This is a genomic window from Halolamina sp. CBA1230, assembly GCF_002025255.2.
GTDB lineage: Archaea > Halobacteriota > Halobacteria > Halobacteriales > Haloferacaceae > Halolamina.
The window spans coordinates 239734-264914 of the sequence record NZ_CP054587.1; the positions used below are offsets into that span (position 1 = coordinate 239734).

Consider the following 25181-nt stretch of genomic DNA (forward strand, 5'->3'; position numbering starts at 1 on the left):
CTCAGAACCCGAACCCTTCGTGGTCCCCGCGGGCCGGGACGGCGATCGGGCTCCGCGGGAGCTCCGGCGGCAGCGACGCCTCGTTGTACACGCTCGGCGCGAGGTCGTTCGGCCCGTCGGGGTAGAACAGCGACGCGATCTCCTGGGCCTGCCCGCGGCCGGCCGAGAGCTCGAACTGGCCGCCCCCGTACAGCGTCACGCCCGAATCGAGCGCCCAGCGAAGCGTCCGGAACAGCGACTCGACGCTGCCGAACCGCGAGGGTTTGACGTTGAGCCACGACGGCTCCCAGGGCAGCGCGCGCACGTCGTCCATCCCGTGGATCGGGCTGTCCCACGAGACCCGCCCCTCCTCGCCCTCGAACACCGGTCCCGTCTCCTCGGTCAGCAGTGGGTCCTCGATCACCGCGTCCGGGAACCCCTCGACGATCCGGCGGTAGAACTCGGGGCTCGCTTTGCCGTCGACGACCGTCCCCTCGTAGTGGCCCTTCAGGTCCACGACGCGGACGGCGTCGCGGGCCCGCAGGTCGTCGATCAGGTCGTCGCTCCAGTCGGGCGTGGGGTCGAGCTTGAACCCGATCCCCGGGTTGCGCGACCGGACCTCGTCGACGCGGTCGACGCTGGGCGGGTCGCCCAGCCGCGTGCTCGCGACGAACCTGACCGGCTGGTGCTCGCGGTCGAGCAGGGCGGGCAGGGTCGTCCCGTTCTGTCGGAGCGCCAGATCCAGCGCCGCGGACTCGACGGCCCAGCGCCGGTAGTCGACCGAGTCCTCGCGCTCGGGGCCGTCGCCGGGGAACAGGTCGGCGTCGTCGAGCGCCGTCGAGAACTCGTCGAACGAGAACTCGCCCGTCGGGAGCGGGAACTCGCCGGCGTCGAGGGCGCCCGCGAGGCGCTCGTGATCCTCGGTGTCGTAGGTGACGTCCTCGCCGCGGCCGGTCGTGTCCTCGCCACCCAGTTCGAACACGGTCGTGACGCGGGTGAACCCGGAGGAGGTGTCCTGCTCGAACTGCTCGTAGTCGACGCCCTCGACCGTCAGCGGCAGGTCGGCGATCGCGCGGTACTCGGTGTCGGTCATCGTCGGAAGAAGCGGGCCGCGGGGGTTAACTCCGGCGGGAGGGCTGGGATTCCGTCCCGCGACCGGCGCTACCGTTCGGAGTGTCGACGCCCGCGCGGCCGACGAGCGTGTCGGTACCCCCGGGTGCGTGGGTCCGGCCGCTCGCTCAGGGTCACGACGACCGACTGCTCAACGCCGTCGCGGCGGATGGTCAGCGTGATGTCGTCGCCGGGCGACGCCTCCGTGAGCAGGTAGCTCGTCAGCTCCGCGGTCGACCGGACGGGCTCGTCGTCGATCCCGACGATCACGTCGCCGCCGACGGGGATCTCCCGGTTTCGGTGGTTGGCGATCCGGTCACAGCCCCGGAGCGTGTCGCCGGCGTACTCGTCGCCGACGGCGACCACGAGCACGCCGGCTGAGTCGTCCAGCCTGTTGGCTTCGGCCACGATCGGGGAGACGTCCAGCGTCCGGACGCTCAGGTAGGCCGGGCGGAACGCCCCGTCCCGGATCAGCGCCGGGACTACGCGGGTGACGATCGCCGGACCGATCGCGAACCCGATGTTGTCGCCCGCTTTCGCCCGGTTGACGCCGACGACGACGCCGTCGAGCGTCAGGAGCGGGCCGCCGCTGTTCCCGGGGTTGATCGCGGCGTCGGTCTGGATCGTCTCGGGGAGGGAGAACCCCGACTCGGTGGGTGTTGCTCGGTCCGTACCGCTCACGTAGCCGACGGTGATCGTCCCGTCGAGCCCCATCGGGTTCCCGATCGCCGCGACCCGCTCGCCCGGCTCGGGGTTGGCGTCCGCGACGGACAGCGCGGTCGCGTCCGCGGGGAGGTCCTCGACGTCGATGACGGCGAGATCCGTGTACGGGTCGCTGCCGATCACCTCGCCCATCCGCCACTGGCCGTCGTGGAACCGGAGTTCGACCTCGTCGGTGTCGCCGACGATGTGGTCGTTCGTGACGACGTAGCCGTCGCCGTAGACGAAGCCGGAGCCGGCCCCCCGTCCCTGCTGGCCCGTGTCGTCGATCGACCGCGTCACGTACACCGAGACGACCGAGGGGACGACCTCCCGGTACAGCGCCTTGATCGGTTCGTCGTCGCTCATTCACGACTGCGTTGGCGCCTCTCGCGGTAAACAGTGTCTATGGTGCCACGGCGAAAGCGACCTCAGAACCCGACCAGCCCGACCGTCAGCCCGAACGTCAGCACGAGGCCGACGACGAGCACCGCGGCGCCGATCCCGGCCTCCCCGGTCGTGAACTCCTGCATCGGCGCGGTCACGCGTCCCTCGTCGCCGTCGTCGTGATCGTGGTCGTCCATATCGACGACTGCGGCCGGTGCACACTTTGGCTTATCGGAATCCCCGCCTCACCTGTCCAGATAGCCGGAGTCCCACACCAGCAGCATCCCCGCGACGGCGGCGAACATCCACGCGCCGAAGGAGAGCAGGAACATGAACCAGCCGACGTTCGTCCGGCCGGTCGCCAGCAACAGCACCGTCCCGACGGTCATGCCGAGCACCGTCAGTGCGACCGCGGCCGCCGCGGCCGTCGCGCGCCTGCTGAGGCCGAACGCCATTACCCGATCGTTCGCCCGAACCGGGATAAGGTGACCGAAGGCGGCGAAGCGGCGACCCCGCAGGTCAGATGGAGGGTTCGACCGCGTCGAGCGCGCGGTCGAAGTGGCTCGCCTCGATCAGGATCTCGTCGGCGTGGTCGTTGGCTTCCTCCCCCTCGTAGCGCGTCGCCACGTCCTCGACGGCCAGCAGCGTCGCCTCGCGGACGACCGCGGCCACGTCCGCGCCCGTGTACCCCGCCATCGACGCCGCGACGGCGTCGAGGTCCACGTCGTCGGCGAGCGGTTTCCCCTCGGTGTGGACCGCGAGGATCGCCCGCCGTGCGTCCTCGCCCGGCGCGGGGACGTGGACGTGGGACTCGAACCGTCCGGGGCGCAGGAGGGCGGGGTCGAGCGCGTCCTTGCGGTTGGTCGCCGCGAGCACGACGAGGTTGGGGTTCTCCGCGGCGCGGTCGAGTTCGGTCAGGAGCTGGGAGACCACGCGCTCGCCCACCTCCGAGTCCCCCCCACCGCGGGCGGTCGCGATGGCGTCGATCTCGTCGAAGAACACGACCGCCGGCGCGGCCTGGCGGGCGCGCTCGAACAGCTCGCGGACCGCCTTCTCGCTCTCGCCGACGTAGCGGTCGAGCAGCTCCGGGCCGGCGACCTGGATGAAGTTCACGCCGCTCTCGCCCGCGATCGCCCGTGCGAGCAGCGTCTTCCCCGTGCCGGGCGGGCCGTGGAGCAGCACGCCCGTCGGCGGCGACGCCTCGACGGCGTCGAACAGCGGGCCGTAGCTCAGCGGCCACGCGACCGCGCGTTCGAGCGTCTCCTTCGCGTCCTCGAGGCCGCCCACGTCCTCGAAGTCGGCCTCGGGCGACTCCGCGACGTACTCCCGCATCGCGCTTGGCTCGACCGCCGCCAGCGCCGAGTCGAAATCCGCCCGGGTGACGGTGAGCTCGGCGGCCGCGATGGCCGTCTCGGGGTCGGTCTCCGCGGACTCGGCGCCCTCGCGGCGTGCGCGCCGGAGCGCCGACATCGCCGCCTCCTTGGCGACCGACGCGAGATCGGCGCCGGTGAACCCGTGAGTGCGCTCCGCGAGGCGGTCGACCCGGACGTCGTCCGCGAGGGGCATGTTCCGGGTGTGTACTTCCATGATCTCGCGGCGTCCGGCCTCGCCGGGAACACCGATCTCGATCTCGCGGTCGAAGCGGCCGCCGCGGCGCAGCGCGGGATCGATCTCGTCGACGCGGTTGGTCGCGCCGATGACGACCACCTCGCCGCGGGCGTTGAGGCCGTCCATCAGCGAGAGGAGCTGGCCGACGACGCGGCTCTCCACGTCGCCGCCCTCCTCGCGTTTCGGCGCGACGGAGTCGATCTCGTCGAAGAACACGATGGCGGGCGCGTCCTCCTGTGCGGCCTCGAACACCTCCCGGACGCGCTCCTCGCTCTCGCCTTTGTACTTGCTCATGATCTCCGGCCCGGAGATGCTGATGAACGTCGCGTCGACCTCGTTGGCGACGGCTTTCGCGATCAGCGTCTTCCCCGTGCCGGGCGGGCCGTGGAGCAGCACCCCCTTCGGCGGGTCGATCCCCAGCCGGGCGAACAGCTCCGGGTTCGACAGCGGGAGTTCGACCGTCTCCCGCACGAGATCCAGCTCCTCGTCGAGGCCGCCGATGTCCTCGTAGCTCACGCCGGTAGACGTGCCGCCGGCGCCCGCCACGTCGACGGCGCCGCCTTCGACGTCGACGCTGACGCTGCCGTCCTCCCCGCGCCCGCCGCTGCTGGTACTCCCATCTCCAGCGCTCGTCGCCGATCCGCCGCCGCTCGACTGGCCGAACTCGCCAGGGTGGTCCGCGTCGGTGTCGCCCTCGATCACCAGTCGGACGTCGGTGTCGTCGGTGACGCGGACGCGCCCGTCCGGGTCGGCCTCGTCGACGGTGAACGCGATCCCGGAGAGACGTTCGAGGTGGAGGCGGTCGCCCGGTGCGACCGGGCGGTTGCGCACGTCCTCGCTCACGAGGCGTTCGATCGACTCGCGCTCGACGTCCACGTCGCCCAGCGACGCGGGTGCGCGGAGCGTGACGGCGTTCGCCTCGGGTAGCTCTGCGGCGGCGACGCGGACGGTGTCGCCGACTTTCACGCCGGCGTTGGCGCGGCTGTCGGCGTCGATCCGGATCACGCCGGCGGGCACGTCGCCGCGGGCGGGCCAGAGCTTCGCGACGGTCTCGCGCTCGCCCTCGATCAGGACGGTGTCGCCCGATAGCAGGCCCAACTGCTGTCTGGCAGCTTCGGGGAGGCGGGCGATGCCCCGGCCCGCGTCGCGCTTCTCGGCGGCACGGACCGTCAGGCGGAGGGAGTCGCTCATGGCCGCAGGTGGGCGCGGGCGCCTCAAAGCGTTGCCGGAGGCGGCGTCGACTCGCGGATCGGTACGCGTTAGTGATCGGTTAGAGCAGGGCGAACGGAACTAGTTCGGCGTGATGACGGCACGGCCCTCGATCTCGCCGTGCTCCAGTTTCTCGGCGACGTCGTTGATCTCCTCGAGCCCGTACCGCGTCGTCCGCAGATCGACATCGCCGCGCTCGACGAGGCGAACGAGCTCCTGGAGTTCGGTGTAGCGGCCGACGAGCGTGCCCTTGTACGAGAACTCGCCGTCGACGAGCGCCTGCGCCGGTTCGTGGATGTGGCCACCGTACCCGACGACGTGGTGGTCGCCGCCGGCGGCGACGATGTCGGGGGCGTACCCGGTCGTCTCGTCGGCGCCGACGAAATCGAGGACCTGTTCGGCGCCGTGGCCGTCCGTGAGGTCGTCGATAGCGTCGGGGACGTCCGTCGACGTGGGGTCGACAGTGTTGTGGGCACCGAGCTCCCGAGCGAGTTCGCGGGCTTCGGGTTTCACGTCGAGCGCGACGATGTCGGCGGCACTCATCGCGTCGAGACACTGGAGGCCGATGTGGCCGAGCCCGCCCACGCCGATGACGACCGCGGGGTCGCCGGGGTTGAGCTCGTCGACGGCCTTCTTGACCGCGTGGTAGGCAGTGATCCCGGCGTCGGCGTGGGGCGCGATATCCGTCGGGTCGACGTCGCCGGGAAGCGGGATCGTCGCGCGTTCGTTGGTGAGAAGGTACTCGGCGAACCCGCCGTCGGTCGTGAGCCCCGGGAACGCCAGGTTCTCACAGTACATGTCCTCGCCCAGCCGACACTGCCGGCACTCCCCACAGGTGGCGACGGGGTGGCAGATGACCTTGTCGCCGACGTCGACGGTCCGGACTTCGTCGCCGACCTCGACGACTTCGCCGGCGTTCTCGTGACCGAGCGTCATCGGGAGGTCCTGGTCGACGTAGTCGGTCCACATCCCTTCGATGATATGGTTGTCAGTTTGACACCAGCCGGCGCCTTCCACTCTCACGACCACGCTGTCGGAGCTCGTTACGGTGGGCCGTTCGACGTCGTCGATACTGAGCGCGTCGCTCATCTCCTCCGTGTACTCGTGGAGTCGTGCGGCCTCCATGCCTGTGAGTAACTGTCTCGGGGATCTCAATAAACGTTCGGCACAGATCCGGTTCGTTCCTATTTATTAATTAACGATAATGAAGTTTATGTGGTACCACTACACACTCCCTCACATGTATCGGACAACTGATTCGGATCGATACGACGACGACGAGGACATCTTCGTCATCGACTCCCACCTCCACTTCTGGGACGCCAGCGAGGAGAACATCGTCCACGAGGGTGGCGAGGAGTTCATCCGGTGTTTCTACGACTACCACACCGGGTTCACGCCGACCGAGCGCGAGTGGTCCTTGGAGGAGTACCGCAACTACTCCCGAGAGCGAATGCTGCGGGACCTCTTCGAGAACGGGTCCGTCGACATGGGGATCTTCCAGCCGACCCATCTCGACGAGTTCTACGACGAGGGGTTCAACACGGTCGACGACAACGCCGCCGTCGAGGCCGACCATCCCGAGCGGTTCATCACGAACGGCCGGTTCGATCCCCGTGAGGGGGACGCCGGTCTGCGTGAACTGGAACGACAGAAGGAGGAGTACGACATCGACGGCGTGAAGCTATACACCGCCGAGTGGCGCGGTGACTCGAAGGGGTGGCGCCTCGACAGCGAGGAGGCGTTCCGCTACCTCGAGAAGTGTGCGGAGCTCGGCATCGAGAACATCCATCCCCACAAGGGGCCGACCATCAGGCCGCTGAACCGGGACGCCTTCGACGTCGCCGACGTCGACGACGCCGCGAGCTCGTTCCCCGAACTCAACTTCATCGTCGAACACGTCGGCCTCCCACGCCTCGACGACTTCTGCTGGATCGCCGCTCAGGAGCCGAACGTCTACGGCGGGCTCGCGGTCGCCGCGCCAATGGCCCAGAACCGTCCACGGAAGTTCGGCGAGATCATGGGCGAACTGCTGTACTGGCTTGGCGAGGACCGTATCCTCTTCGGCAGCGACTACGCGCTCTGGAACCCCGACTGGCTGGTCGACTGCGTCATGAACGCCGAGCTCACCGAGGAGCAGCGCGACGAGTACGGCGTCGAGCTCTCGACGGACGTGATGCGGAAGATCATGGGCGAGAACGCCGCCAGACTCTACGACATCGACATCGAGGAGAAGAAATCCCAGCTCCGGAACGACGAGATCACCGAGGAGTTCGGTCTCGAGGCGCACTACACCGACGAGACCCCCTCCACGGCCGACTGACAATGACAGCCCGATCGACAGACGAGACTGCCGAGGGCACGTCGATACCCGGTCGGGTTCGGTCGGCGCTGGAGTCGGTCACCGACCCCGAACTCGACCGCTCCATCGTCGAACTCGACTACATCGACGACGTTCGCGTCGACATAGACAAGAACGAGACACACGTCCACGTCGTGTTCACGCTCCCGACGGCGTGGTGCTCGCCGGCGTTCGCCTGGATGATGGCGGTCGACGCCCGCGACGCCGCCGAAGCGCTACCGGCCGTCGACGACTGTACCGTCGAACTCCGCGAACACATGCATCAAACGGAGGTGAACTACGGCGTCAACGAGGGGCTCCCGTTCGCGGAGGCGTTCCCGGACGCCGAGGACGGCATCGCAGACCTCCGCTCGACGCTCGACGAGAAGGCCGTCCTCTCCAGACAGTACGCGGCCGTCGAGTCGCTTCTCGACGCCGGCCTCGACCTCGAACAGGTCGCTCGCCTCGAACGCAGCGACCTCGACCGAGGCGCCGCTGAGGACCGGATCGCCGTCAACGTTCCCGGCGCGGCACTCGGGGTCGAGGTGCCGGCGGCGGATATCGACCGGTATCTGGAGAAAGCGCGCTCGCTCGACTACTTCGCGGCCTCGGACCGACTGTTCCGAACCCCGGAGGGTGACCCTATCGCGCCCGACGACGCCGAGCTCGTCCACCGTCGCGCCCGCCTCGCACAGGTCAACATGGACGGTCAGGGTGGTGTCTGCGACGCCCTCCACCGAGCACGCCAGTCCGGGGCGTCCGACTGAGCCGTCGGACGGGTCCACCGTTCAGTTCCGACGCAGCCGTCCACGTCCGTTCCTTTCAGTCGTCGTCCCACTCCCCGGCCCCCGACCGGGCGAGGCTGTATCGATCCCGGGACCGGAACTCCGAGCTACTCCATCCGCAGTCCGGACACTCACCGTCGTCGTAGTCGAACTGTTCCCCACAGCGGAGACATCGAGTGTCAGTTACCCCCATGCGCAAAAGTACCATGCCACGTGTGTTAACGTCTTGGGTGGCCGGGGGCTGGCGTCACTTACCGTCACACGTACGCAACAGCGCCGGGCTACCAGAAGCTCTTCGTCCGCGCGTACTGCCGTTCCTGCTCCAGGATGTCCCGGTAGAAGTCCGCCTCGTCCTCCCGGAACTTCGCGATGATCCGCGCCGCAGTCTGCGGGCCGACACCGCGAGCAGCCAGCGCCCGAACCGCCTTCATCCCGTGTTCCTGGACGAGATTGGCCGACTTGAACGCCTTCCGCGTCATGCGGTCCTGCTCGTCGTCTTTCTGCTCGGCCCGGGTCGCTTTCACCATCTCGTCGGCCCACGGATTGAGCGCCGCGATCCGGGTGGAGCCACACTTCGGGCACTCGATCGGTTCGCGGATCTTCCCGACCTCTTGCCGTCGGTTCCAGTCCTTGCAGTGGACGCAGAACAGCAGCACGCGATCGCCCTCCAGCCGGTCCCGGACGGTCTGGATGACGCTCGCGTCGGCGTCGTCGGGGACGAGGAACTCCCCGCCCGCGGAACGCCCGCCCGCGCCGATGGGCGTGCGCTCGCGGGCGCTCGTCAGTTCCACGTCGTCCTCGTCGGACTGGATCGCGTCCAAGAGCTCCTTCGTCTCCTCCACGGCCAGATCCTCGTGGAACACCTGCCGGAGCGCCTCCTCGTAGACGGGCGTGTCCGAAAGCGCGGCGAGCAGGCGGTCCGCACCGAACCGGCTCTGCCCCTGGTAGCGCTTGAGCGCGCCGAACTTGGCCGCGACGTGGGAGAGCGTGAACTTCAGCGCGTCAGAGTTCTTGAGCGCGAGTTCGAGGATCGCCTCGACGTGGTCGGGGTCGGTCTCCCGCAGCACCTCGTCGAACGCCGCGACGCCGACGCCGCCCGGCACCTCGAACTCGATCCGGTACGGGTCGACTTCCATCCCGACGGAGGAGCCGGTTCGCTGCCCCACCAATGCCGAACAGAGCTTCCCGAGCGTCTCGTTCACCTGGTGGCCGTACGGGCTGTTGAGTACGACCGTCCGGGCCTGTGACTCCAACACCAGTCGCTCCGCCGTGGGCACCGGCGCGCCAGCCTCGACCTGCCGTTCGACCGGTTCGAGCGTGGTCTCGGCCGTCGCAGCGTCGACGGGGTACCGGCTCGTGAACTCCGAGGCGACAGCCGAGAGCCTCCCCCCGTTCTCGAACTGCTGGGCCGCCACCTCTCGGTGGTCGCCGACCTCGTTCGCGACGGCCGCCGGGACGGGGATCTCCGAGCCGACCCACGTCGGCACTTCGCCGCCGGGGTCCTGCACGGGCGAAACCTCGACGCGTTCCTCCTCGTCGTCGACGCGGTCGACGCGCCACATCTCGCCCCGCTGGACGAACACCGATCCGGGTTCGGCGAAGTTCACGACGAACCGTTCGTCGAGGGTGCCGATCCCCCGACGGGAGGAGACGTCGTACACCTCGTACTTCTCCTCGTCGGGGATCATCGAGAGGTTCGCGTAGTAGTACTGCCACGTCCCGCCGGAACTCTCGATTCGGTCGTGGTCCTCCTCCAGCCAGAGCAGGCGGTTCGAGGAGAGCTCGCGAACGACCTCGCGGAACGTCTCCTCGGGGAGATCGCGGAACGGGTACGCTCGCTTGATCCGCTCGTACGCGTCGCGGGCGTCGATCTCCCCCTCGTCCATCAGGAGTCCGACGATCTGGTTCGCGAGCACGTCGAGGCTCCCCTCGTGGATGCCTGCGGGTTCGACCTCGCCAGCTGCGGCACGGCGAGCGATCGCCATCGCCTCGCTAGCGTCGTCGGCATCAGAGACCACGACCGTCCCGTTCGAGACCTGATCGCGGCGGTGGCCCGCACGTCCCACGCGCTGGAGGAGACGAGCGACCTCGCGGGGCGAGCCGTACTGTACGACGTGGTCGACCCGGCCTACGTCGATCCCCAACTCCATCGACGACGTGCAGACGAGGCCCTCGATCTCGCCGGATTTGAACGCCTCCTCGACCTCGATCCGGGCGTCCTTCGACAGCGATCCGTGGTGGACGCCGATCGGCGCGTCGAGGCTCTTGAACCGCGAGCCCAGTGCCTCCGCAGTCTGGCGGGTGTTGACGAACACGAGCGTCGACTCGTTCTCGGCGACCACGTTCCGGACGAACCGGACGTGGCTGGCGATCTCGGGTTCGGTCGTGAGTTCGCCCGCGAGCTTCCGGTCGGACTCGGTGATCTCCGGCCGCACCACGTCGATGTCGATCTTCGACCCGGCGTCGACCTCGACGATCCGGTAATCGCGCTGGGTCCGGCGCTCACCCCGGACGGCGCCGGTCAGGAACTTCGCGACCTCGTCGGGGTCGCCGACCGTCGCCGAAAGGCCGATTCGCTGGAACGGTCCCGAGAGCTCCTGGACGCGCTCCATCGCGATCGTCAACTGCGCCCCGCGTTTCGAGGCCGCGAGTTCGTGCACCTCGTCGACGATCAGGTGCTCGACGTCCGAGAGCGCCGTCCGGAGTTTCTCGCCGGTCAGCATCGCCTGGACCGTCTCGGGGGTGGTGATCAGCACGTCCGGCGGGTCGTCGGCTTGCTTGCTCCGCTGGTAGTCGGTCGTGTCGCCGTGCCGGACGTCGACCTCGAGATCCAGTGTCTCGCCCCACCACTCCAGCCGTTCGAGCATGTCGCGGTTCAGCGCGCGCAGCGGGGTGATGTACAGCGCCGAGATGCCGTGGCGCTCCTCCGCGTCGGCGATCCGGTCGAGCACCGGCAGCATCGCGGTCTCGGTCTTGCCAGTTCCGGTGGGTGCGATCACCAGCGCGTTCTCACCCGCCGCCAACGGTGGGATCGCCCGCCGTTGTGGCTCCGTCGGCGTCGAGAACCCCCGTTCCGAGAGGGCCTCCCGAACCGCCGGACCGAGGTGGGTGAACGCGTCGGCGCCGGCACTCTCCATTCGGATCGATCGAGGCGGTCGTCGGGGTTAAGCACCACGCCTCCGGTGGTCCCGTCCGTCCCGGAAGGTACACGTAAGGCGTCGGCCCCACCACGGTCGAGCATGGATATCGACGGCGACCGACTGCGGGCGGACATCGAGACTAACGCGCAGCACGGGGAGATCGACGCCGACGAGGGGCACGGGCGGACCGTTCTCACCGGGACCGACGCGAACCGCGCTGCTCGCGAACTCCTCGTCGATCGGATGGACGACGCCGGGCTGGACGTGACCGTCGACGCAGTCGGGAACGTCGCCGGCACCTGGACTCCCGAGTCGGCGGACCCCGACGCCGCGCCAGTTGCCGCGGGGAGCCATATCGATTCGGTCCCGGAGGGTGGGATCTTCGACGGCCCGCTCGGCGTCTACGCGGCGCTGGAAGCGGTGCGCGCGATGCAGGACGCCGGTATCGAGCCTGCCCGACCGCTGGTCGTCGTCTCCTTCACCGAGGAGGAGGGCCAACGGTTCGCGGACGGACTGCTGGGCTCTTCCGTCGCCGTCGGCGAGCGAAGCGTCGAGGAAGCTCTCGCCATCGAGGACGACGACGGGATCACCCTCGAAGCGTCGCTCTCGCGGATCGGTTTCCGCGGCGAGGGACGACTCGACGCCAGCGAGTGGGAGGCGTGGTACGAGCTCCACGTCGAGCAGGACACTCGGCTCGAACGCGGGAACGTCCCGGTCGGCGTCGTCACGACGATCACGGGCATCACCCACTGCGAGGCCGAGATCGTCGGCGAAGCGAACCACGCCGGCGCGACACCGATGGACGAGCGGACGGACGCGCTCGCCGCGGCGTCGGAGGTAGTGCTGGACGTGGAGGCGGCAGCCAACGACGTGGTTGAGTCGGAGAGCGAGACCGCAGTCGGCACTGTCGGCTCGCTCTCGGTGTCGCCGAACGCGACCAACGTCGTCCCGGGGACGGTCGAGCTGGGGATCGACATCCGGGACGTCGAGTATCAGTCGATGCAGACGATCGTCGAGGCGACGCGGTCGAGCCTCGCGATCGTCGAGGCCGACCGCGGCGTCGAGACGTCGTTCTCGCGGCCGTTCGACCTCGAACCGACGCCGATGAGCGAGTCGCTGCGCGCGGCGGCTCACCGTGCGGGTGAGGAAGCCGGGATCCGGACGGTGGACCTGCACTCCGGCGCCGCACACGACACGATGCACGTCGCAAGCGTGACCGAGGCGGCGCTGCTGTTCGCGCCGTCTGCGGACGGGATCAGCCACAACCCGCGGGAGTGGACAGACTGGGACGACTGCGCCAGCGCGGCGCGCGTGCTGGCCGGGGCGATAGCCGAATCGGCGGGCGCCGACGCCACTGAGGAGTAGGCGGCCTCGGGAAGGACCGATATCGCCCCCCAACACCGCCGCTGGCGACCCGTAGCAAACAGGCGGCCGATCGTCCCGCGAGACGGCTGGCCACACACTCGCGAACCGTCCCGCGGCGGTTCTCAGATCACGCGGGGAGTGGTCCCGCTATCGTACTTCAAAGTCGGCTCCGGTGGACTCATTTCCTCGGCAGCCACAGGAGGGAGCATGAAGAAACACGTCTCGCAGTCCCGGGTCGCCGGCCGCTGTCGGGCGCCGCCGTCGAAGAGCTACACTCACCGCGCGATCCTCGCGGCGGGCTACGCCGACGAGGCGACGGTTGAGAACCCGCTGGTCAGCGCCGACACGCGGGCGACGATGCGCGCCGTCTCGGCGTTCGGCGGCACGCTCGACCGCTCCCGACTGGACACGGGCACGCTCTCGGTCGAGGGGTTCGGCGGACGACCCGAGGTGCCCGAGGACGTGATAAACTGCGAGAACTCCGGAACGACGACACGGCTGGTCACGGCAGCGGGCGCGCTCGGGGACGGGCTGACGGTGCTCACTGGCGACGACTCGCTCCGGTCGCGTCCTCATGGGCCGCTGCTCGACGCCATCGAGGACCTCGGCGCCCGCGCCGAGAGTACCCGGCGGAACGGGCGCGCGCCGCTGGTCGTCGGCGAGGCGCTCTCGGGCGGCAGCGTCTCGATGCCCGGCGACGTCTCCTCGCAGTTCGTTACCGCGCTGTTGATGGCCGGCGCCGTCACCGACGAGGGGATCGAAGTCGCCCTCGAGACCGAACTCAAGTCCGCGCCGTACGTCGAGATCACGCTCGAGGTGCTCGACGCGTTCGGTGTCGACGCCGAACACACCGACTCGGGGTTCCGTGTCCCCGGCGGCCAGCGGTACAGGCCTGAGGGCGGGAGTTACGCGGTTCCGGGCGACTTCTCGTCGATCTCCTACCTCGCCGCGGCTGGGGCCGTCGCCGCGGCGGAGGGGACCGAGTGCGTCGTCGTCGAGGGTGCCCAGCCGAGCGCGCAGGGTGACACCGCCATCGTCGAGGTTCTCGACCGCATGGGCGCCGATATCGACTGGGACCGCGACGCTGGCGAACTCACTGCTCGGGGCGGCGATCTCTCCGGCGTCGAAGTGGACGTGGGCGACACTCCGGATCTCCTCCCTACGATCGCCGCGGTCGGTGCCGTCGCTGATGGCGACACTCGGATCGTGAACTGCGAGCACGTCCGCCTGAAGGAGACCGACCGCGTGAGCGCGATGGCCGAAGAACTCGGGAAACTCGGCGCCGAGGTGACCGAGGAACGGGACACACTCACGATCCACGGCGGCGACTCCTCGCTCGTCGGCGCCGAGGTCGACGGCCGGGGCGACCACCGGATCGCGATGGCGCTGGCGGTCGCCGGCCTCGTCGCCGAGGGGACGACGACGATCGCGGGCGCGGAACACGTCGACGTCTCCTTCCCCGACTTCTGGCTCGTGCTCGACGATCTCGGCGCGACGGTCACGAACGCCTGACGGGCCAGCGTCGATATCGTCGGGGCTGCCTTCCGAATCGGAACGTTTCTCACACGACCGGGCGGTGAGCCGATATGACCGAGGTCGATCCGACCGACCGGTTCGCCCACCTGATCGAGGACGGCTACGCCTTCCCGGACTACGGCGGCGCGTGTCTGGCCGGCGTCCCCGACACGCTGCTCTCGCTCGTGAGCGACGAGTTCGACCACCAGCTTCCCGAGTCGGCGTTCTCGAACGTCGACACCGACGTCTCGCAGATCGTTCTGGTTCTCCTCGACGGACTGGGCTGGGATCAGTACCAGCGAGATGCCGAGTACGCCCCGCTGCTCGACCGTCTCGACCGGCAGGGAACTGTCTCGCCGATCACGTCGGTCTACCCCTCCGAGACGGCTGCCGCCATCACCACCGTCGAGTCGGGGCAGGTCCCCGCGCAGCACGGCCTGCTCGGCTGGTTCCAGCACGTCGAGGAGGCCGACGCGATCCTGAAGACACTCCCGTTCCTGACGCTGGACGACGAACCCGCCGGGGAGGTGTACGAGGGTCTCGACGACTCGGTGCTCAGCGACGCTGAACCCGTCTCCGTGCGCGCTGACGCGGCCGGCGTCGACACCCACTTCTACCAGCCGGCGAAGTTCGACGCCGACACCCCAGACGCGACCGACCACCCCTACTGGAACGTCGTCGACGCGCTCGCGGAGCTCCGACTGGACTTGGAGGCTGCTGTCGACGTCGACGAGGGGCCGGCGTACCGCTACCTCTACGCCTCCGAGATCGACGTGATCGCCCACGAGGTCGGCACCCGGCACGACCGCTACGAGGCGCAGGTCCGCGCCGTCACCGAGGCAGTCCGACACGAACTGCTCGAACGTCTCGATCCCGCCGCCGCGGAGGAGACGCTGCTCGTCGTCACCGCCGACCACGGCCACATCGACACCGATCCCGAGACGAACGTGAACCTCCGTGAGACGGACGTCTGGGAGTACGTCGACGACCGGCTCCCGACCGGGAGCCCGCGGAACGTCCAGTTCCATGTCGACGATCCGGAGGGTGCGGCGGCCGCGCTGCACGAGGCGTTCGGCGACGACGTGTGGACGTTCACCCGAGAGGCGTACCTCGACCGGGAGCTGTTCGGCCCCGGCACCTGCGAGACGTTCGAGCAACGGGCGCCGGATCTCGTCGCCGTCCACCGCGAGAAGGGGCTGTGGTGGGAGGACGACGAACTCGACCTCGTCGGGATGCACGGCGGGCTCAGCCGCGAGGAGATGTTCGTTCCCTTCGCCGCCGGACGGGTCGCGGACCTGCAAGAGTAGCGCTCGGGAGTGCGAGGACTGTTCCCGTTCTGCAAGCGCTAAGTAACCGGCCCCACGAGGGGAGGTATGAACGGCAATCGCTTCGGCCGCCTGTTCCAGGTGACCACCTACGGCGAGAGTCACGGCCCGGGGATGGGGTGTACGGTCAGCGGCGTCCCCGCCGGCGTCGAACTCGAGGAGGAGGACGTCCAGCGCGATCTCGACCGGCGCAAGCCCGGGCAGTCGATGATCACCACCAGTCGTGGCGAACCGGACGAGGTGTCGATCCAGTCGGGGCTCCAGGACGGCTACACGACCGGTACCCCGATCGGAATGACGATCCAGAACAAGGACGCCCGCTCGGGCAAGTACGAGCCGTTCGTCACTGCGCCCCGGCCGAGCCACGGCGACTTCACCTACTCCGCGAAGTTCGGCACCCGGAACTGGGGCGGCGGCGGCCGCTCGAGCGCCCGCGAGACGGTGAACTGGGTCGCCGCCGGCGCTATCGCCAAGCAGGTCCTGGAGCAGAGTGAGCACGACGTGCAGATAAAGGCCCACGTCAACCAGATCGGCGACATCGAGGCTCCCGACGTCAGCTTCGAGCAGATGCTCGAACACAGCGAGGAGAACGAGGTCCGCTGTGCCGATCCAGAGACCGCCGAACGGATGCGCGAACGCATCGACGAGTACCAGGAACAGGGCGACTCCATCGGCGGGAGCGTCGCGTTCGAGACGCGTGGCGTCCCTCGTGGACTGGGTGCGCCGCGGTTCGACAGCTTCCCGGCACGGCTCGGCCAGGCGCTGCTCGCTGTCCCGGCGTCGACGGGGTTCGAGTACGGGCTCGGACGCGAAGCCCGCGAAGTCACCGGCAAAGAGCGAAACGAGGACTGGGAGTTCCCCGACGACGAGGAGGATCCGGATCCGACGCCGGTGGGGAACGACCACGGCGGCCTCCAGGGCGGGATCACGACCGGACAGCCTATCTACGGCGAGCTCACGCTCCACGCGCCGACGTCGATCCCCAAGACACAGCGGACCGCCGACTGGGAGACCGGCGAGGAGAAGGAGATCCAGGTCGTCGGCCGCCACGACCCGGTGCTGCCGCCGCGAGCGGTGCCGGTCGTCGAGGCGATGCTCTACCTGACGGTGCTCGACTTCATGCTCCTCGGCGGGCGTATCAACCCCGACCGCCTCGACGACAACCCGGGGGAGTACGACACGCCGTACCACCCGAGTAGCCCGCGGAACGACTAACCGCAGAGCTCCTGGGTCACGAAGACGGTGCCGTTCTCGTCGACGAAGACGCCGATCCCCTGGGCGTCGTAGTTCGAGGAGAGGGCGTTCTGGCGGTGGCCGGGGGACTCGAGGAGGCTATCGACAGCGTCGGAGGCTATCTGCTCCGAGTCGGATAACTCAGATTGAGGGTATGGTTCGTTCAAATACTCTTTCTTATAAATATTCTGTCCTGTATCGGAACACTCCAGTTCGTACCGCTTTCGCAGTTCTGAGTGTGTAGACCCGTTCGGCCCTGTGTGCGCGAAGTAATCTCGCTGAGCCATATCCCACGACTTGTACCGAGCGACGGCGTCCAACGTTTCGTTCCGTTTGAGCGGATCGACTCCGTTCTCGACTCGACGCTCGTTCATCCTCCCGTGGATCAGGTCTTCGATCCGTTCGATGTCGACATCGTACCGTGCTGAAGACGGTGTCGTCGGCTGTTGGGGGGCTGACTCCGTGTCCGGTACTGTCGAGTCACCACCATCGCCGGCGGGAATCCCACCGCTTCCTATACAGCCGGCAGTGAGCACTAACACGCAGACGACGATCGCCGAACCCCTCATTCAGGCTTCCTCCTCACAGATGCTCGGTTCGTTGGCGTCCGGGTCAGCCCCACACTCTTTCGTAACCTTCGTAACATTCCGAACGTTCCCTATCGGTTCACTGAACGAACGGAACTGTTCCCACGTGTTGGTGGTTCGCTTCCACCGGTAGACTTCCGTCCTCTCGTACTCCGGCCGTTCCCACCGCATGTACTCGGTCCCGACTTGGACCTCCTTTTCGTACTCGTGGACCGCCACGTCCTCGTACGTCCCGCGGCGGTACCGATAGTGGTACTCCGTCCCGTCGACCGTTCGCTCCCACTCGTAGACCGCGTCGTACTCCGGGACACGGTACTCGTAGCGGGAGTCGTACACCGGATCCCGCTCTGTCTCCTCCTCCAGGCAGACGGGTGGTTTGAACCGGTAGGAGTATTCGACACAGACCGTCGTCTCGTCGTACCCACTGACGTATCTGTCGGACCCCTGGTACTGCCAGCTCGCCGGAGCACGGGAGCGGTAGTCGACCCACCGTGTGTCGTAGCCGCTCACCGTCCGACCGACCTGTTCATCTCGCGTCCAGCCACTTCCAGCCGGTCGAGTCGAAGACTCCTCCGTTTCGATCCGTTCGACAGTCCGGGGAACGGGTTTGACGTACTCCCATCCGGGGCCCGAGGCGCCACGATGTGGCAGCGTGTCGTACTCCCAGCCTACCTGCACTCGTCGTTGATCCACGTTGCGTTCGGTCACCTGCCAGTCACCGCCTGGGTGATCTGTACTCCTCGCCGTCCGTCGTTCCGTGTGATACTCGGTCGTCGTCCCGATCCGCCGCCACTCCGGCCCGGGACTGATCGTCCCTCTGCGATCACTCGCTGGTGTCTTCATGGTCTCGACGCCGATCTGCTCCCGATCGATGCGGGCGATCCCATCCCGTGTCCAGTTGTCTCCAGGGCTCTCGACCGCTTCAGTCCGGAACACCTCGGTCGTGTTCCGCTCGAACACCCAGACGTTGTACCTCGTATGCGAGATCCGGACCGGAACCGACGCCTTGTCCGGCGACCACGCGGGGTTGATCCCGAGGTGGTAGTTCCCGCCGGACGCGTACTGATGCTGGAAGTAGTGGTAGTTCGTCCCCTCGATCGTCTGGGTTACGACCTCCCCATCGCCGAAGCTGATCACGATCTGCTTCCCGGCGTGTGTCGCGTCGATCTGGTATCTCCCGTAGACGGTTCTCCCGTCGATGTTCGTGATCTTGATCGGGTTCGCCTGCCCGGCGACGCTAGTCTCCCAGTGTACGTCGAAACTCTTCGTGAGCGACTGCTCGTGACCGTTCTGGTCGGTAACGGTGAGCTGTACCTCGACCGTTCCGTCCTCGAACTCCATGTTCTCGAGCCCGTGTGAGACACTCGCCTGTGCGGGGCTTCCGCTACCACTGGTGCTGAGCAGGATCCTGTCGTCGACCTGCCACTCGAACTGCAACCGGTCCGAGTCGGTGTCGTTCGCGACACCGGTCAGGACGACCTGCCGCCCGTTCATCCCGTCGGGACCGTCCCTCATGGAGAGATCCAAGCTGAGTATCTCGGGGGAGGATTGAGAGACCGGATTGGTTGTTTCCAGTATCGTACTATCGTTAACCACCGTCACCTCCTTCTCCACCTTCGTCACCCCGCCGTGATCGTCGCGGACCGTCGCGTCGAGCGTCACCGTCCCGTCACTCTCGGGGATCCCCGTGAAGCGGAACGAGCGGGCCCACTCGCCGCTGCTTGTCGGGCCGTTCCACGGCATCGCGCCGACGGGTTCGACGACGTCGGCGCCGCTGGTCAGGCTCACGGAGGTGATCTCCCCGTCGGGGTCGCTCGCCACGAGTCGGTACTCCTCGCTCGTGTTCACGATCGCGACGTCGTCACCTTCGATCCGGGCATCGGGAAGGGAGTTACGCACCTCGACCGCTTTCGTCAGCGTCGAGGTCGCGCCGTCGTCGTCGACGACGATCGCGGACACCGTGGCGGTCGTTCCCGGCGTGCCGTCGACGGTGATGCTCCGTGTTCCACTCCGGAGCTCGGACTGGCTCGTCGGTGACGACGCGATCGAGGTCGGGAGCCACCACTGTTCGACGATCTCACCGTCCGGGTCGGCGGCGTCGATGGTGTAGCTGACCGCCGACCCCGACGTCACGGACGACGGTCCCTCGATCTCGCCTGCCGGCGGCTGGTTCTCGTCGCTGGGAGCGGGGTCTGGCGGGTCCTCGTCGCCGGTCGGGGTCGAGGTCGGTTCTGGGGTCGATGTCGACGCGGGGGACTCCGTTTCGGTCGGCGTCGTCGACGGCCGTTCCGACGCCTCCCCGACGTCGACGTACAGCGTATCGTTCCGTGTTCGTCCGTCGGCGCCGGTGACCGTCAGTCGAACGTCGTACCGTCCCGTTCGGTCGGGCACGAACTGCGTCGTCACTGCGTCCGAATCCGACGGGCTCACCGTCTCGCCGTCGGGTGTTCGGATCGTCCAGTCGTACTCGACGATCCTGCCGTCCGGATCGACGCTACCGCCACCGTCGAGATACACCGTGCTTCCGACCGTCGTCGACTGATCGAGCCCGGCGTCCGCGAGCGGGCGTCCGTCGTCGCTGTCCGCCATCGTCGGCGCCGGCACCCCGGCGACGACCAGCAGTATCGCGAGCAAGAGGGAGAGACGTTTCATTTGACGTTGAGGTTGTTCATTCCGTTACTGTACTTAAATTCCGGGACCGTTCTGATCGATCTGATAGCGGGCGGTGTGGGCCACTGTTGGCGGCGTGTCCGTGCGTTATTTATCGCTCCGCCCCCCGTGTGGGAGTATGATCGAGAACGAGTCCTCGATGCCCTACCTGCTTACGGGCGCGATGACGGTCGGGACGGGGATCCTGCTCGTCGGGGTCACGCTGGGCTCCGCGTTGGTACAGAGCGAACAGCTCACTCAGTACGGTCAGCCGCTGCAGCTGGCCGGCGGCGCCGTCCTCGTCTTCGCGGTCCTCCTGTTCGCGCGCTACCTCGAGGGGCTCACGGATCAGGAAGCCGGGCACTGAACCGTCGGTCGGCGACCGGCTCCGGCGACGTCGGGGCGGTCTATCACGGTCTTTACTCGACAACCTATAGCAAGTGCTTTGGGTTCGGCGTTGGAACACTCATGAAGACGCGACCAACGTGGGTCGCCGTACCACTCATGACTGACGACGAACTCATCTGGCGGATCGCAGGTGGTTCCGGTGACGGGATCGCTTCGACCAGCCAGAACTTCGCGAAAGCGTTGATGCGGTCGGGACTCGACGTCTTCACCCACCGACACTACCCGTCGCGGATCCGCGGCGGTCACACGTACACCGAAGTACGCGCCGCGCCCGAGAACGTGACCTCGCGGGGCGACGGCTACGACTTCCTCCTGGCGCTCGGGGACTCCTTCGCGCGCAACCCACAGGAGGAGGCGTACTACGGCAAAGAGGAGATCAAGCCGCTCTCGGAGAACCTCGACGACCTTCGGGAGGGTGGCGTGATCGTGTACGACTCCGGCCTCATCGACGCCGACGAGGTACCGAACTTCGACCAGCGCGTCGAAGAGAACGACTGGCACGTGTTCCCGCTCGACCTCCGGGGCCTGGCCCGCGAGAAGGGCCGCGAGGTGATGCGCAACACCGCCGGCGTCGGCGCGACCTGCGCCATCGCCGACATCCCCGTCGAGGCCATCGAGGAGCTGATGCGGGACGCGATGCCCGAGAAGATCCTCGAACCCAACATCGATATCCTCAACGAAGCCTACGACTCGGTGCTGGAGGATTACGACATCAGCGGCATCGAGGTCTCCTGCCCCGAGGGCGAGCACGAGGAGGAGCAGGTGCTCGTCAACGGCTCCGACGGGATCGCCTACGGCGCGTTCGACGAGGGCTGTCGGTTCATCGCCGGCTACCCGATGACGCCGTGGACGGAAGTGTTCACCATCCTCTCGAAGAACCTCCCCGAAGTCGGGGGGATCTCCGAGCAGGTCGAGGACGAGATCGCCGCGGCGTCGCTGGCCATCGGCGCCTCGCACACCGGCGTGAAGGCGATGTCGGGCTCCTCCGGCGGCGGCTTCGCGCTGATGTCCGAGCCGCTCGGACTGGCGGAGATGTCGGAGACGCCCGTAGTGCTGCTCGAGGCACAGCGGGCCGGCCCCTCGACAGGGATGCCGACCAAGCCCGAGCAGGCCGACCTGGAGCACGTCCTGTACACCTCACAGGGTGACTCCAACCGCGTCGTGTTCGCGCCCGCGGATCCGGCCGAGGCGTACGATCACGCGCGACGGGCGTTCCAGATCGCCTACGAGTACCAGATCCCGTCGATCATCCTCTACGACCAGAAGCTCTCCGGGGAGTACCGCAACGTCCCGGCCTCCCACTTCGATCGGGAGCCCAACCCCGACATCGGGAGCACGCTGACCGAGGACCAGGTCGCGGACGCCCCGCACGAGCCCAGCGGGAAGTTCCAGCGCTTCCGGCACGACCCCGAGAACGGCGTCTCGCCGCGCTCGGTGCCGGGCCAGAAGGACGGGCACTTCCTCGCCTCGGGGAACGAGCACAACGAGGCCGGCCACATCAGCGAGGACCCCGACAACCGTGTCGCGCAGGTCGACCGGCGCAACCGGAAGCTCGCGTCGATCCGCGAGGACCTCGACGAGAACGGCCTCAACGTGACCTACGGCCCCGGGGACGCCGACTACGGTATCCTCGCGTTCGGGAGCCAGGTCGGAACCGTCGAGGAGGCGCTCGGCCGGCTCAACGACGACGGCCAGTCCGTGCGAGCGCTGGCCGTCGGCGAACTCGCGCCGTTCCCGAATGAACAGGTTCGGGCGTTCATCGAGAGCGTCGACCAGGTGATGGTCGTCGAGATGAACTCCTCGGCGCAGTTCCGCGGGCTGACCCAGAAACACCTGGGCGAGTACGGCTCGAAGCTGTCGAGCCTGCTCAAGTACAACGGCAACCCCTTCGAGCCCGCGGAGATCGTCGAAGGGTTCCACAACACCATCAACGGTGAGGAAGCGACAGACCACCAGACGACGTTCGTACCCGCGGCAGGTGACTGACCTATGAGTGCATTCAGCGCAATCGGCGAGCAACGCGAGATCGACCAGGAGGAGTACACGCCGGGCATCGAGCCCCAGCCGACGTGGTGTCCGGGCTGTGGGGACTTCGGCGTCCTCAAGGCGCTGAAAGGTGCCCTGCCCGAGGCCGGGCGCACGCCCGACGAGACCCTGACGGTGACGGGGATCGGCTGCTCGGGCAAGCTGAACTCCTACTTCAACAGCTACGGGTTCCACACGATCCACGGGCGCGCCCTGCCCGTGGCACGAGCGGCGAAGCTGGCGAACCCCGGACTCGAAGTGATCGCCGCCGGCGGCGACGGCGACGGCTACGGGATCGGCGGGAACCACTTCATGCACACCGCCCGGGAGAACCACGACTTCACCTACATCGTGTTCAACAACGAGATCTTCGGCCTCACCAAGGGCCAGACCTCGCCTACCTCCCCGAAGGGGCACAAGTCCAAGACCCAGCCCCACGGCTCGGCCAAGGAGCCTATCCGGCCGCTCTCGATGGCGCTCAACGCGGGCGCCTCGTTCGTCGCCCGGACGGCCGCTGTCAACCCTAACCAGGCCAAGGAGCTGATCAAGGAGGCCATCGAGCACGACGGGTTCGCCCACATCGACTTCCTGACCCAGTGCCCGACCTGGAACAAGGACGCAAAGCAGTACGTCCCGTACATCGACGTCAACGAGGACGACGACTACGAGTTCGACCCGACGGACCGGGACGAGGCCGCGGAGATGATGCGCGAGACCGAGGAGTCGCTGTACGAGGGGAAGGTGCTGACCGGGAAGTACTACGTCGACGAGGATCGTCCCTCCTACCAGCAGGAGAAGCGGAACATCGGCGAGATGCCCGAGGAGCCGCTGGCCGAGCGCTACTTCGACGACGACTACGACTGGGAGCGCTCCGCGGACATGTTCATCGACGACCACAAGTAAGCAGTCGGCCTCGGGAGCGAGCGATCGCCCCCGGGATTTCTCCTACTCGATACTCGGTTTCCGCTTCGCAAGGCATTTTTCCCCGCACGCCGAAGCGAGTTCCATGACTACGTCGGCGACCGAAGACCGGATCCTGCAGATCTTAGAGGAGGACGCGCAGGCGTCGGTCTCCGAGATCGCCGAGCGCGCCGACGTCTCGAAGCCGACGGTTCGGAAGTACGTCCGCAAGCTCGAGGACGACGGGGTAATCGTCGGCTACTCCGCCGAGGTCGACCCCAAGAAGCTCACCGGGCAGTCGATCGCGCTGGTCGGGATGGACGTCGACAGCGAGCAGTACGTCGACGCGACGAACGCATTGAAGGAGCTCGACGCGATCGAATCGCTGTACAGCTCCACGGGCGACCACATGCTGCTGGCGGAGGTTCGGGCGGAGGACGGCGACGCGCTCGGCGACGTGATCAGCGACCGTATCCTCGAAGTCGACGGCGTGACTGCTGCCCACCCCTGTTTCCTGCAAGAGCGGCTGAAGTAACTCCTCGCCGCCATTCTCGACCCCATTCCTGATAGGTGTGAGCGTCCAACGTCGAGTATGGCCGACGACGAGACCCACGTCGTCACCGTCTTTCTCCGCAACGACGCCGAGGTGCTCCTGCTCCGTCGGAGCGACGAGGTGGGATCGTACAGCGGTCGGTGGGGTGCGGTGGCGGGCCACGCCGAGGGCGACCCCGACGGCGCTGCCCGGGAGGAGATCCGCGAGGAGACTGGACTCGACCACGAATCGGACGTGACGCTCCTGCGTCGAGGCGACTCGTTCGAGGTGATGGACGAGGATCTCGGCACGCGCTGGGTCGTCCACCCGTACCTGTTCGACGCCCGGCACCGTGAGGTGACGACGAACTACGAGACGACCGAGCACGAGTGGGCGCCACCGACCGAGATCCTGCGCCGCGAGACGGTGCCGGAGCTGTGGCGCTCCTACGACCGCGTGCGGCCGACCGTCGAGGCTGTCGCCGAGGACCGAGACCACGGCTCCAGCTACCTCTCGCTGCGCGCGCTGGAACGCCTCCGGGACGAGGCCGCGCTGGGGGTCGAGCGCGGCGCGACCGACTGGGATGACCTCGCCGCGACGGCGCGGGACCTCCGGGACGCCCGCCCGTCGATGGTCGTGGTCGCGAACCGCGTGAATCGAGCGATGGACGCCGCGAGTGAGGTGGGGTGTCCCGCCGCTGTGGAGCGAGCGGCCACCGAGGCGATCGACCGCGCCCTCGCGGCGGACGAGCGAGCGGCTGCCCACGCGGCCGAGCGCCTGCCCGATCGCGTCGCCACGCTCTCACGTTCAGGGACCGTTCTCTCGGCTCTCGCGGCGGCCGACCCCGAATCGGTGCTCGTCGCGGAGTCGCGGCCGGGCCGGGAGGGCGTCGACGCCGCGGCGGAGATCGCGAGCAGGACCGACGCTGCGGTGACGGTCACGACCGACGCCGCGTTCGGGGAACGTCTGACCGAGGACGCCGACGCGCTGCTCGTGGGAGCGGACGCGGTGCTCCCGGACGGGCGCGTCGTGAACAAGGTCGGGACTCGCGGGGCGGTCGCTGCGGCGGCGGCGGAGGGGGCGGACTGCTACGTCGTCACGACGAGCGACAAAGTTCGGCCGGAAGAAGACGACGATGACGCGTCGTTCGACCGCGAGGAGCGTGATCTGTCGGCGGTGTACGACGGCGACGCCGACGTTTCGGTCGCGAACCCGACGTTCGGCGCGACGCCGACCGAACGGTTCGACGCGGTCGTCACCGAGGACGGAACGCTCGATAGCGAGGGGATTCGGGCGGTCGCCGCGGAGCATCGACGGCGTGCAACGTGGGACGAGGTGTAGACAGGCTCGCTTCCACTTCCACCACACTCGGGAAACCCTCTTT

The 25181-nt window shown here is 67.9% G+C and carries 21 protein-coding genes; 11 read left to right on the forward strand and 10 right to left on the reverse strand.

The genetic code is table 11. The features are described from left to right. Nucleotide 1: 1 nt before the first annotated feature. From B4589_RS01270 to B4589_RS01295, 6 genes are all read right to left on the reverse strand, one after another. A complete protein-coding gene (locus B4589_RS01270; RefSeq protein WP_079232554.1) occupies nt 2–1072 on the reverse strand; it encodes a hypothetical protein in 1071 nt (356 codons plus the stop codon). Between the two features lie 68 nt (nt 1073–1140). Beyond that, nucleotides 1141–2157: a S1C family serine protease gene (locus B4589_RS01275; RefSeq protein WP_079232555.1), complete on the reverse strand. Its 1017-nt coding sequence runs from the start codon at nt 2155–2157 to the stop codon at nt 1141–1143. 62 nt (nt 2158–2219) lie between these two features. Further along, nucleotides 2220–2372 carry a hypothetical protein gene (locus B4589_RS01280; RefSeq protein ID WP_176330485.1) on the reverse strand — a complete coding sequence of 51 codons (153 nt, stop codon included), beginning with the start codon at nt 2370–2372 and terminating at the stop codon, nt 2220–2222. Nucleotides 2373–2420: 48 nt separating this feature from the next. Continuing rightward, nucleotides 2421–2630, reverse strand: a complete 210-nt coding sequence (locus B4589_RS01285; protein WP_079232556.1) for a hypothetical protein — start codon at nt 2628–2630, stop codon at nt 2421–2423. Between the two features lie 64 nt (nt 2631–2694). After that, the gene (locus tag B4589_RS01290; protein ID WP_079232557.1) at nt 2695–4974 is read right to left on the reverse strand and encodes an AAA family ATPase; all 2280 of its coding nucleotides are present in this window, start codon (nt 4972–4974) and stop codon (nt 2695–2697) included. Nucleotides 4975–5073: 99 nt separating this feature from the next. After that, nucleotides 5074–6117: an NAD(P)-dependent alcohol dehydrogenase gene (locus B4589_RS01295; RefSeq protein ID WP_079232558.1), complete on the reverse strand. Its 1044-nt coding sequence runs from the start codon at nt 6115–6117 to the stop codon at nt 5074–5076. 115 nt (nt 6118–6232) lie between these two features. Between B4589_RS01295 and B4589_RS01300 the strand changes: the two genes are divergently transcribed. Further along, nucleotides 6233–7315, forward strand: a complete 1083-nt coding sequence (locus B4589_RS01300; RefSeq protein WP_079232559.1) for an amidohydrolase family protein — start codon at nt 6233–6235, stop codon at nt 7313–7315. A gap of 2 nt (nt 7316–7317) precedes the next feature. Further along, nucleotides 7318–8100, forward strand: coding sequence for a metal-sulfur cluster assembly factor (locus B4589_RS01305; protein ID WP_079232560.1), 783 nt, complete (start codon nt 7318–7320; stop codon nt 8098–8100). A 55-nt stretch (nt 8101–8155) separates the two neighbouring features. On the opposite strand, the gene B4589_RS01310 is transcribed toward B4589_RS01305, so the two are convergent. Continuing rightward, nucleotides 8156–8311, reverse strand: coding sequence for a hypothetical protein (locus B4589_RS01310; protein ID WP_176330486.1), 156 nt, complete (start codon nt 8309–8311; stop codon nt 8156–8158). A gap of 88 nt (nt 8312–8399) precedes the next feature. Next, nucleotides 8400–11255, reverse strand: coding sequence for a DEAD/DEAH box helicase (locus B4589_RS01315; RefSeq protein WP_079232561.1), 2856 nt, complete (start codon nt 11253–11255; stop codon nt 8400–8402). Nucleotides 11256–11357: 102 nt separating this feature from the next. Here B4589_RS01315 and B4589_RS01320 point away from each other — a divergent pair, with 102 nt between their 5' ends. From B4589_RS01320 to aroC, 4 genes are all read left to right on the forward strand, one after another. Continuing rightward, on the forward strand, nt 11358–12623 hold the full coding sequence (locus B4589_RS01320) for a M20 family metallo-hydrolase (protein WP_079232562.1): 1266 nt from the start codon (nt 11358–11360) through the stop codon (nt 12621–12623). Between the two features lie 207 nt (nt 12624–12830). Continuing rightward, nucleotides 12831–14135: a 3-phosphoshikimate 1-carboxyvinyltransferase gene (aroA, locus tag B4589_RS01325; RefSeq protein WP_079232563.1), complete on the forward strand. Its 1305-nt coding sequence runs from the start codon at nt 12831–12833 to the stop codon at nt 14133–14135. Between the two features lie 74 nt (nt 14136–14209). Then, nucleotides 14210–15445: an alkaline phosphatase family protein gene (locus B4589_RS01330; RefSeq protein WP_079232564.1), complete on the forward strand. Its 1236-nt coding sequence runs from the start codon at nt 14210–14212 to the stop codon at nt 15443–15445. A 66-nt stretch (nt 15446–15511) separates the two neighbouring features. Further along, the gene (aroC, locus tag B4589_RS01335; protein ID WP_079232565.1) at nt 15512–16678 is read left to right on the forward strand and encodes a chorismate synthase; all 1167 of its coding nucleotides are present in this window, start codon (nt 15512–15514) and stop codon (nt 16676–16678) included. Here aroC and B4589_RS01340 read toward each other — a convergent pair. Further along, nucleotides 16675–17265, reverse strand: coding sequence for a CAP domain-containing protein (locus tag B4589_RS01340; protein ID WP_079232566.1), 591 nt, complete (start codon nt 17263–17265; stop codon nt 16675–16677). The genes aroC and B4589_RS01340 overlap by 4 nt on opposite strands. Then, entirely contained in the window at nt 17266–19935 is a 2670-nt protein-coding gene (locus B4589_RS01345) for a PKD domain-containing protein (RefSeq protein ID WP_079232567.1), read from the reverse strand. 136 nt (nt 19936–20071) lie between these two features. On the opposite strand from B4589_RS01345, the gene B4589_RS01350 reads away from it, so the two are divergent. From B4589_RS01350 to B4589_RS01370, 5 genes are all read left to right on the forward strand, one after another. Beyond that, nucleotides 20072–20299 carry a hypothetical protein gene (locus tag B4589_RS01350; protein ID WP_079232568.1) on the forward strand — a complete coding sequence of 76 codons (228 nt, stop codon included), beginning with the start codon at nt 20072–20074 and terminating at the stop codon, nt 20297–20299. 137 nt (nt 20300–20436) lie between these two features. Further along, complete coding sequence (locus B4589_RS01355) at nt 20437–22326, forward strand: 2-oxoacid:acceptor oxidoreductase subunit alpha (protein WP_079232569.1); 1890 nt, start codon at nt 20437–20439, stop codon at nt 22324–22326. Between the two features lie 3 nt (nt 22327–22329). Continuing rightward, a complete protein-coding gene (locus B4589_RS01360; RefSeq protein WP_079232570.1) occupies nt 22330–23268 on the forward strand; it encodes a thiamine pyrophosphate-dependent enzyme in 939 nt (312 codons plus the stop codon). Nucleotides 23269–23371: 103 nt separating this feature from the next. Next, complete coding sequence (lrpA1, locus tag B4589_RS01365; protein ID WP_079232571.1) at nt 23372–23800, forward strand: HTH-type transcriptional regulator LrpA1; 429 nt, start codon at nt 23372–23374, stop codon at nt 23798–23800. 57 nt (nt 23801–23857) lie between these two features. Further along, nucleotides 23858–25138 (forward strand): NUDIX domain-containing protein, encoded by a 1281-nt coding sequence (locus tag B4589_RS01370; RefSeq protein WP_079232572.1) that lies wholly within the window; start codon nt 23858–23860, stop codon nt 25136–25138. Nucleotides 25139–25181: the final 43 nt, after the last annotated feature.